This window comes from Bartonella sp. AA86SXKL (assembly GCF_042196885.1).
Genome location: NZ_JBHIRE010000032.1, coordinates 1 through 9,839 on the forward strand (window position 1 = coordinate 1; position 9,839 = coordinate 9,839).

The window sequence follows — 9,839 nt, forward strand, 5'->3', positions numbered from 1 at the left end:
GGCTCTGTTTATGGCAATGCTAAAATCTCATATTGTGCAACGATCTGGGGGCGTGTTTATGGCAATGCAAAAATCAATAAAAAAAGCAAAGTAAGGTTGGTTCCAAAAAATTGTGAGGTGTATGAAAGGGATAATGTTGTCAATATAACTGATAAAACAGAATAAAGAACGGCGTGGGGGGCGTGCCTTCTTTATGGTGTATAAACGCATATAAAATGCATTGCTATAAACATATCATAAAAGAGAGAGTAACATAAAAAAAGCCGTGTCAAGTGATATGACGCGGCTTTCAAATAGCGATTATAATGATAGAAAAATAATCATCCACAATGGAGTAATGAATGCATATATACAAAACGTATCATATTGCAAGCGCTCTATGAGAGATATGAAAACTTATCAAAAGAAACGTAAATGGTGCGTATGATCTTTAATCACTCATTTGAATGAGAGAGCCTATAACGCTTGTTATGGCTATCAAACGTATCAAACAAATCAAAATGCTCGGTAGCTTTAACAATCCAATCAAAAGCAAATGCATATTCAATAAATATCTGCAAAAAACGTTCTTTTTACATTTGGAAGCGTTGGTTTTTACAAAGCAGCTTTTCATAAGATAAATAAACAATTATGGTTTTTTGTTACCATTTTTATCAAGTCAATTTTATTAATAATAGTTATTAAAAAATCACAAAATTAGAATAACCACTTGAAAATATACCCATATGAGTATATTAATAATCATGAGTAAAATAAAACGTATCATATGGCTTGGTTCTTCACTCAAAGATATAAAAAGTCTTCCTGATCTTATTCAACAAAGGATTGGTTATGCTCTTTATCTTGCTCAGATAGGAGATAGAGGAGAAAATGTTAAGGTTCTCAAGGGGTTTGGATCTGCCAATGTTCTAGAAATTATTGAACGCGATATTCAAGGAACTTATCGCGCTGTTTATACGATACAATATAAAAAATCTCTTTATGTGTTGCATTGTTTTCAGAAAAAATCGACCCGTGGCATTGCAACACCAAAACCAGACATTAATCTGATTAAAGAACGTCTCAAGTTAGCAGAACAATTAGAAGGGAATTAAAATGATCAATGTTTTTCACGGTAGTTCCAATGTTTATGCGGATCTTGGCTTTTCAGATTCCAGAGAGATGCTTATCAAAGCGCAACTTGCTCATAAGATTAGTCAAATTCTGAAAGAAAAGAACTTAACACAAAAACAGGCTAGTCAACTTTTGAAAATGACTCAACCAAAACTGTCTAAACTCTTAAGTGGAGAATTTCGAGGAATTAGTGAAATGAAAATGCTTGAGTGTTTGGCAAAATTGGGAAACGATATAAAGATTATTGTTAATCCGAAAGAAGTTAAAACGCTTGAAGGACATTTTGAAGTTGTTTTTTCTTCTTAAACTTCTTTATGATTAGCTTTTTATGGTCTATTCATACATGGCAATTGTTTATAAAAAATGGTCAAATGAATCACGTATAAAAGTGTGGATTCTTGAGTGGATTCATATAAGATAATTACAAACAAACTATTGACTTTATTGTATTTTTGTTTATAATGTCCTTCAACAAGCGTGACCATCCGACGACCGTTTTCAACATCAATGCTCCCTTCATCACTGTAATAATCAAGATCATTATGGTGAACACCTTCATGAGAGCTCCCATCCCTTGCCCAATCTGCACTCAGCTCTGTCCAATGAGATTTGGGAAACATCTGCTTAGCTACTTCTAACGGCTTGCGGTCTACATACCACAAACGTTGTGCATCGGTTAAATTCGGTTGCACTGCCGCACTATCCCAGACCATTTTTAAAGGATCTAAACGCGTAATGACCGGTTCACCATCGAGGCTGTTCTCATAATCAAGGCGGGTATCAGTCCACCCCATTCCACAAATGACAGCATCTTGGAAAGCATCACTATCTGCATATTCAGCATGTGCCATGTCGCGAAACCATTCTGCTGCTCCTGTAAGCAATTCACTTGGCAATGCCTTCCCTATTTGACGAGGAATGAATTGCACTTCTCGCTTATTGTTGCGTTCTGAACCCACAACAGCATTCACAAGCGGAGCAATACGATTAAAAGTCATAACGGGGCGGCGTTGCTTTTTTAACGCCGATAAATCTTCTTCATTCCATTGATCACCATTGTAAAAACCAAAATCCTCCCGCGCATGTTCACGCCATTTGTTCACATGCTCCACATCTTCTTTGTACCAGCTCACAAGCTTGCGAAATAAGCCTTCTGTCGACAAATCTGATGCGTTACTTTCTTTATCTAAATGCTCTTCATCATACATCATTCTGCCATCCATGAGGTACTCTCATATTCCGTTCTGCCGCTATAAGCTGGTCGCTTTTGTATTTCTTTTGGTGGTTTGTATGAAATACACATCAGTCCAAAGGCATCTGCCCCATGACTGGACCAATCATGCTCTGCTCCCAAGCCAATATTACGCTTCTCATCCCATTTCTCGTGATACCAGTTCAGTGCCTTACGTCCTGCTACTGTCGTCTTCTCATTAAACCAAACAGAAGGCAAAACACGACGGACTGTTTCTATACGTATCTTAACAGCCCCTGCTCCCTGATTAGGGATAACTTTTGTTTGAAAGCCTGCCTGTTTAAGAGCGCTCTCAAAACTCACATTGTGTACACGGTCTCTTGTTGCACCATCATGGGGGAGAACCATCAATGCCTTCTCATAGCCATTCTGACGTAACCAGCCTATGTGCTCGGATAATGGCTGTCCCTGTGCTTCGTAATAATTAAGCACTCTAATTTCTCGCCCCACAAACTGTGCTATCCATATCGCCGTGGCATCTGCCTTGGCGCCTGTCCCCCCAATGTCCCAAAAAGCACGTATTTGCATTAAAGGGTCACGAGCAACACGCCCTATCCGCCCCTCCTGCTCGGCTGCCAACATCTCTTTCTGATAATAAGCGCCTTGAACCGCTGTAAGATAAGCCCCTTCCCAGATATGCTTATAGGTCTCTGGACGGTTTCTCAGATCATCAAGCCGCGCTTCATTCAAGATCTTGGGAAACTTCGGATTGTCTGACCAGTTGATCTCAACACGCTTGATTGCCTCATTGTCTGAAAAGCGAAACCGCTTCTCAACGGGGGCATTCTCTCGCAACGGGTTCCATGTCACCCATAACTCTGCTCTCCACCCCTCGCCTTCTTCACGCAACGTTGGAATGAGAGTCTGCCAAGCTGTTTCTGTCACGGGCTCTGCCTCATCAACCCAACAAAGCAAAATGCGCCCCATCGATTTAATGCTCGCAATATTACGGTCCAGACCAGAAAACTGAAAGGCTACGCGACCATCTATCGACTTAATCGAAGATTCCCCAACCTTGTAATAGTCCTTTAAAAAGTCGTGCGCTTCAATGGCGCGCTTAATCTCCTCCAATGAACTTTCTGCCAAAGAATTCTGAAACTGACGTGCACAAAGAATGGTCCCCGATATCCCCTGCATACCAAATTGATAGCCTTTTAAAGCAGCCATCAATGCAAATGATCTTGTCTTTCCAGACCCTCGTCCACCCCACGCCGCTCGTACCAAAGCATCCCCATCAAAAATAGGGATAAGTTTTGGTACAATCTTAATCTGTCTTGTCGTCATTCATTGTTAAAGGAGCAATTTCTACACGCGTTATGATCTTAATGGCTCCCCCATCTTCACCTGTTACCTGTAAAGGCAACACCTTACCAAGCAACGCTAAATAAGCAGCGGGGCATTCCATAGCCTGCTTTTCCAAATAAGAGATCAAACCATCCTTGCCAATTTTATTCCCAGCATTCTCAGCAGCCTTAACCACTGCTTCTTTTAAAATGCGCGTCATCTTATTCGGAACGCCTTTGACACGCCCTTGACCTGCCTTTGGGGGTATACGCTTTTTAATGGGTTGTGGAGCCTGCTGTGTATTTTCTGATGTCATAAAATACGCCCTCCAGATAATAAAAAACCCCGCATTTGCGGGGATTCAAAACTGCACTGTCCCTCGTTTAGATACAATACAACCAAGTACAGTGCTGTCATTAAATACGATTTGCTACACTTTGTCAACACTAAAATAACACATATTGATAATTTCAAAGGGAATCAGTTAAACAGCACTTATGAATAATTAAGGGTTCAAAATGATGAAATCATTATCCATAACACGCATCATAACATTTATAGCTTTCTTTTCTATATCAGCGCTACCTGCATCAGCGTCATTTGGATTTATAGACAAATTGACGCGTATGTTTACAAGTGTAGATACTATAGAGAAGTATAATCAACTTTACAATAAATACGTAAGTGAATCATATATTGGCTCTATGCATTCTGAAAAGGTACGCAAAGCAGAAGAACTTTCACTCAGAAATGGCGGAGAATATTCATTTTTTAACAAGGAAGATATATTGTATCGTCACATATCAGTTGTTGGTTGTGCATCCCTTATGAGTTTATTGCGGGGTGATTATAATAAGGAGATGTCGCAAATGGATCTACCCAATGTAATAAAGCGTTTACGCGATGAATATGATTGGAGTGAAAGCGATTTTATGTGGGCATACGACGTGGTCAATGATAACGAGGATCCAATGATTTATTATGCAAAAAAATTTATGACGGCTATAGATAAGCGTTACGATTTCAGAAAAGAACAAGTAGATAACATAGTATCTCACGTGAAAACAAATGATCATAAATGGTTAAAGGAACTCAGTGAACATTGCGGAAACTTACGAAGGATATACTATATAATGCAACCGTAATAGAGCTTGTCATTTACGATCAAAATGTTTCTGAAGCACATTAAGAGCAACGCGCAGTGAATTCACAAGGTGGGGTAGCATTTGATCTTCTATAACGAGGTACTGTAGCGCAGCGTGAAGATTGTACTGTCTATAAAGGCATTGTGCTTCTTTTAGTGCCTCTTGCGTGTTTATAAACTGCTCTGTTGCAAATTCTACCCATTTATCTCTTGCCTTATCATCAGATGATGATGGCATTTCGTCATAAATTGCATTAGGCAAGCCTTTTGCACAAAGGTAATTATTCCTTATCTGTAAATACTGTTGCGCGGCGTCGTATTGCTCTTGAGTAATCACGCCTTGCAAGCAAAGCCGCCCGATATAGGTACCAGAAAGTGGATTTTTTGCCTCTTGTAGCGTTAAACCAAAGCACTTTGCACGCATTTCTATTGCCAATTTATCAACGGCTTCACGCGGTGTTTTGCAACGTGATATACGTCCGTTTGGTTCTCTTACCTGCCCTGCTATTTTAGGGCGTCCCCTTTTTTTATTTTTTTTCACTTATGTCCTCAGATGTCTGTTTAATATCTTGCCAAATTCTCTCTGATCTTGACCATGAAATTCGATTTAAAAAGAACAATAAAACCACTAAAATGCATATTACAGCAGCAACACCTAACTTAAGTTTTAAGTGACTTTGATCCCAAGAAAGTTTTAAGAGCAGAATGAAAAGTGTACTCAATAAAGCACCCATCACTATACTGTAATAACTCATTGATGTAGATGACATACAATCTCTTAACAGCTCTATATCATTCTCTGTAAGCATATAAACGGGTTCAGATTCTTCTGTACTAACCCTAGACTTCTTTTTACTATCCATTAAAGCACCTTCTGTTTAAAAAGGAACGCTATCATTCATAACGGTATGAGATGTATCAAGAGGTCTGTAAATGCTTCTGTCATAAGCAGATGACTGATCTTGATTATCATCATTTTTGCCATCTAAAAGCTTTAACTCGCCTTTGTACTGAGGCAATATGACTTCTGTTACATAGCGATCAACACCGTTTTTATCTTGCCATTTACGAGTTTGTAGTCGTCCCTCGATATAAACTTTGCTCCCTTTATTCAGATACTGGAGAGCTACTTTTGCCAAGTGTGGATTAAACACCACAATGGAATGCCATTCGGTTTTGTCTATTCTCTTATTGGTTGCCTTGTCTATATAGCTCTCAGACGTTGCCATTCGAAAATTGACCACCTCGATGCCAGATGACATTGTTTTGCTTTCTGGATTGGCACCTAAATGACCAATTAAAATCACTTTATTAAGCATGTTTGTAAGTCCCATTAAATGATGTAAAGATCATAACATGTTTTATGTGTTTTTACAATGTTTTCAGTTGTCTAATAACAATTATTTAAAGTGTTACATTATGTTCTAAATCACTAAAGCGTGTAAAATCGGATTGAAAGGCAAGGGGAACGATTCCTGTCGGACCATGGCGTTGTTTTGCTATAATAACCTCGGCTTTACCCTTGGCTTGCTCCATTGCATCTTGCCATTTGTTATACTCAGCAGTGCTTTCTTTGGGTTCTTCATTTTTGAGATAGTATTCTTCACGATAAACAAACAGCACAATGTCGGCATCTTGCTCAATTGAACCAGATTCACGTAAATCGGAGAGTTGTGGACGTTTATCGGTTCGGTTTTCAACTTGACGCGAAAGTTGTGACAGAGCAATGATGGGAATATTGAGTTCTTTTGCAAGTGCTTTTAATCCGGTGGTAATAGCTGTAATTTCTTGAACGCGATTTTCTAATGAACGTTTTGAACCGCTTGTCATGAGTTGGATATAATCGATAATCAAGACATCTAGACCATGTTGTCGTTTAAGACGCCTTGCACGAGCGGACAATTGTGCAATAGACACCCCACCCGTTTGATCAATATAAAGAGGGATTGTTTGTAAGGAACGCATTGCGTGAATAATTTTTGCAAATTGCTCTTCTGAGATATTACCACGGCGCATATCAGAAGAAGAAACCTTTATTTGCTCTGAGATAATACGAGTTGCAAGCTGTTCAGTTGACATCTCAAGTGAAAAGAAACCAACAATACCCCCTTCATTGGCTTGGCTGTTATCATGACGCTTGCAAGCATTGGCAATATTAAAAGCAATATTGGTCGCCAGTGAGGTCTTCCCCATCCCAGGGCGCCCCGCAAGGATAATCAAATCAGATGCTTGTAATCCCCCCATTTTCTCATCAAGTGTTTTGATATGGGTAGCTATCCCTGAGAGCCTTGAAGAACGCTTTTTCGCAGCGCTTGCCATGTTAAGTGCTTTTGCAATGGCTGTATCAAAATTTTCAAACCCACCCCCGTATTTTCCCTTTTCTGCCAATTCAAACAACTGATTTTCAACAGTTTCAATTTGTTGTGATGTTGTAAGTTCTACAGAAACATCATAAGCTCTATTCACAACTTGAGTGCCAAGGTTAATTAAAGAGCGTCGGATAAACAGATCATAAATGACGCTCCCATAATCTTTAGTATTAATGATTGTGACTGCCTCGGTAGCTAAACGCACCACGTAATTATATACAGTGATGTCACCAATTTTCACATCATTTTCAACAAAGGGCTTAATAGTAATGGGATCTGCAACTTTTCCATTTTGAATAATTTGTGAAATGATATCAAAAAGCTTTTGATGCAACGGTTCAAAAAAGTGCTCTGCTTTTAAAAAATCAGAAACGCTATCAAGAGCATTATTATTGATAATGATAGCACCCAGCAAAGCTTTCTCTGCTTCAATATTATGGGGCAGTTGACGAAAAGAAGATTGTTCTTCTGTTTGAAAAGAAGGTAAATTAACAGCGTTCATTTTATTCATTATGATTTAAATTGATTTGATAAATGATAATTATAAATCACTGAATCTACAGTGTGAATCCCATTTTTATTTTACTTAACAGCTTGCTTTTTGATACGTTTTGTGCAATAAAGAGATGTTCTTTTATATTTCGATTGGTTATTTTAATCGTTTATTTAGATCGCTAGCTGTTTTGATAATAAAAGCCGTGTCTTAAAGGACGCGGCTTTTTTTTATTCTATCTTTTAGACGCCACAGCCGCTTTAATCAATTCCTCTACAGTCTTTATCTATCTACAAAAGGATATTAAACCTGTAGAAATCTCTTTTCTTCCTGTAACCCATGCCCCCAAAATAAGTTGCGTATCTCCAAAAACACGCGCCCTGCCACCAATAATTGCCTTTCCATAAGCACGTACATTACCGTAAACCTTCGCAAACCCATTAACACACGCCTCATCACAAATTATTGCATTTTCAAAAACCTTCGCATGCCCCCAAACCATAGCAGCATTATAAACCTTGGCATCATCACCAACCCAGCAATTGCCATCATGTGATAAGTTGTATTCACTTTCAATAAAGCCCCCTAAATCTCCTTTTTTAACACTTCCAAAACTTCTTAAAGCTTTAATGCGATAAAGTGTTCTAACTCTACCATAGAGATGGTCTTTAACTTCTGTAGTTTCATTAGTAAGTTCATATTTTTTGGATACAGTTTTAGTGGTCATAGGTAGCTCCCTAATCTAACATTTGAATAAATTTTTGAATGAAATGGTTATAAGGAGGCGCCCCCGCCGCGCCCGCGCCGTTATTTACGCTGCTTTTTCTAAAATATTATTCGAGTTATATATGACTTTATTGCCACTATAAACCTCACCTTCCCTATGAACAAAATCACACTCTCTTAATTTTGCCTTGCCTGAAACCTTCCCATAAATTTTTGAATAACCTGATATTTTTGCATTACCATAAATAATCCCATGAATTTCAGCATGCCCTTCAATAACAGCGTTCCCATGAACGTGTGCATTTTTATAAAGTTTTGAAAAGCCTAGAACCTTGGCATTACCATAAACTTTTACATCAGCATAAATGCAAGCATATCCAGAAAGCTTGGCATTACCAAAAATATGTGTATCATTAAAAACCCAAGCATTATAATGAACGTGAGCATTCCCATAAATTCTTGCACGAGGATAAATACGTGCAAAACCATAAACCTCAGCATTTCCATAAACAAAGCCACCTACAACCGCCTTGCCATAAACACGGGCGTTTTCATAAATACAAGCTTCCACATTAACATGAGCATAACCACTTACAACGGCATTATCGTAAACCCGTGCATTAGCATAAACCTTGGCTTTACCTCCGACCCAGCAATTGCCATGATGCGATAAATTGTATTCACTACCTATAAAGCCGCCGAGGTCCCCTTTTTTTACATCTCCAAAATCTCTTAATGCTCTAATTCTATGAAGTGTCTTAAAACCAACTTCAATTGTCTCGCCTGTAAATTCGTATTTTTTTGCAAACTCTCTCTTTTTAAAAGAGCCATTATCATCTGTAACAAAAAAGGAAGATTCTTGATTTTTAACTGTAGCTTTCATGCTAGTAATCCTTGTGATAATTGGGTTTTGAATTGACAACCCTATAAGGGCGCCGGGTGTTCAAAACACGGTCACAAGTCCGTCGTCACACTTTTCTCATAAGAGTATTGTATGGTGTGAACACACCCGACATAATCGTTATATGCTAATCACAACATAAAAGACAGTCAGTATTTAAAGAAATGGGAAAAACCTTATCGGGGTTTATCCGCTTGTGATTTAGTGTTTTGAGCACTTGACGCCTTTCTAAACGAGCTTTTCTTTAAAGTCAATACGTATTTTTTATTTTTTTCAATTTTTTTCATTTTGATACCTACCTAATTGAATACCAAGTGCTTTCTCTAGCTCGTTGTCTATATCATCATAAGTTTTCACTGCTTTAACTGTACGTTTTTTGATTTCCCTATTCACCTCGTCTATCAACGCTTCGCAACTCAATACGCTTCTTGGCAAATCACCACCGTATATCCAAGCTTTCACTTGCGCCTTGGTACTGTAATCAACATTCTCAGGCATCTCATGATACTGACCACCGTCAAATTCTTCATATTCTCTTGTACCATCATCATATTCGT

Annotated in this window: 12 protein-coding genes and 1 pseudogene; 3 read left to right on the top strand and 10 right to left on the bottom strand. The window is 38.5% G+C overall.

What is annotated here, in order from left to right; all coding sequences use genetic code 11:
- Nucleotides 1-743 precede the first annotated feature (743 nt).
- A complete protein-coding gene (locus ACFIO5_RS08670; RefSeq protein ID WP_041581387.1) occupies nucleotides 744-1,094 on the top strand; it encodes a type II toxin-antitoxin system RelE/ParE family toxin in 351 nt (116 codons plus the stop codon).
- A gap of 1 nt (nucleotide 1,095) precedes the next feature.
- The gene (locus tag ACFIO5_RS08675) at nucleotides 1,096-1,419 is read left to right on the top strand and encodes a helix-turn-helix domain-containing protein (protein WP_015856199.1); all 324 of its coding nucleotides are present in this window, start codon (nucleotides 1,096-1,098) and stop codon (nucleotides 1,417-1,419) included.
- Nucleotides 1,420-1,576: 157 nt separating this feature from the next.
- On the opposite strand, the pseudogene ACFIO5_RS08680 reads toward ACFIO5_RS08675, so the two are convergent.
- The 3 genes and pseudogenes from ACFIO5_RS08680 to ACFIO5_RS08690 all read right to left on the bottom strand — a co-directional run.
- A pseudogene (locus ACFIO5_RS08680) lies at nucleotides 1,577-2,336 on the bottom strand (portal protein); the annotation flags it as partial.
- Nucleotides 2,321-3,649 (bottom strand): PBSX family phage terminase large subunit, encoded by a 1,329-nt coding sequence (locus ACFIO5_RS08685; protein WP_375676726.1) that lies wholly within the window; start codon nucleotides 3,647-3,649, stop codon nucleotides 2,321-2,323. The pseudogene ACFIO5_RS08680 and the gene ACFIO5_RS08685, both read right to left, overlap by 16 nt.
- On the bottom strand, nucleotides 3,630-3,965 hold the full coding sequence (locus ACFIO5_RS08690; RefSeq protein ID WP_375637144.1) for a hypothetical protein: 336 nt from the start codon (nucleotides 3,963-3,965) through the stop codon (nucleotides 3,630-3,632). Before ACFIO5_RS08690 ends, ACFIO5_RS08685 begins: the two co-directional genes overlap by 20 nt.
- Nucleotides 3,966-4,167: 202 nt before the next feature.
- Between ACFIO5_RS08690 and ACFIO5_RS08695 the strand changes: the two genes are divergently transcribed.
- Entirely contained in the window at nucleotides 4,168-4,794 is a 627-nt protein-coding gene (locus ACFIO5_RS08695) for a hypothetical protein (protein ID WP_375630707.1), read from the top strand.
- Nucleotides 4,795-4,803: 9 nt separating this feature from the next.
- On the opposite strand, the gene ACFIO5_RS08700 is transcribed toward ACFIO5_RS08695, so the two are convergent.
- The 7 genes from ACFIO5_RS08700 to ACFIO5_RS08730 form a co-directional block, all read right to left on the bottom strand.
- A complete protein-coding gene (locus ACFIO5_RS08700; protein WP_375672247.1) occupies nucleotides 4,804-5,334 on the bottom strand; it encodes a hypothetical protein in 531 nt (176 codons plus the stop codon).
- Entirely contained in the window at nucleotides 5,321-5,656 is a 336-nt protein-coding gene (locus tag ACFIO5_RS08705; protein WP_375607479.1) for a hypothetical protein, read from the bottom strand. The genes ACFIO5_RS08700 and ACFIO5_RS08705 overlap by 14 nt, the downstream gene beginning before the upstream one ends.
- A 15-nt stretch (nucleotides 5,657-5,671) precedes the next feature.
- Nucleotides 5,672-6,112 (bottom strand): single-stranded DNA-binding protein, encoded by a 441-nt coding sequence (gene ssb / locus ACFIO5_RS08710; protein WP_375637266.1) that lies wholly within the window; start codon nucleotides 6,110-6,112, stop codon nucleotides 5,672-5,674.
- An 85-nt stretch (nucleotides 6,113-6,197) separates the two neighbouring features.
- The gene (locus tag ACFIO5_RS08715) at nucleotides 6,198-7,673 is read right to left on the bottom strand and encodes a replicative DNA helicase (RefSeq protein ID WP_375705244.1); all 1,476 of its coding nucleotides are present in this window, start codon (nucleotides 7,671-7,673) and stop codon (nucleotides 6,198-6,200) included.
- Between the two features lie 268 nt (nucleotides 7,674-7,941).
- Nucleotides 7,942-8,382, bottom strand: coding sequence for a hypothetical protein (locus tag ACFIO5_RS08720; protein WP_375612653.1), 441 nt, complete (start codon nucleotides 8,380-8,382; stop codon nucleotides 7,942-7,944).
- Nucleotides 8,383-8,466: 84 nt separating this feature from the next.
- On the bottom strand, nucleotides 8,467-9,264 hold the full coding sequence (locus ACFIO5_RS08725) for a hypothetical protein (RefSeq protein WP_375637250.1): 798 nt from the start codon (nucleotides 9,262-9,264) through the stop codon (nucleotides 8,467-8,469).
- 291 nt (nucleotides 9,265-9,555) lie between these two features.
- Nucleotides 9,556-9,839 (bottom strand): hypothetical protein (locus ACFIO5_RS08730; RefSeq protein ID WP_375705245.1); only part of this gene is annotated, 284 nt, incomplete at its 5' end.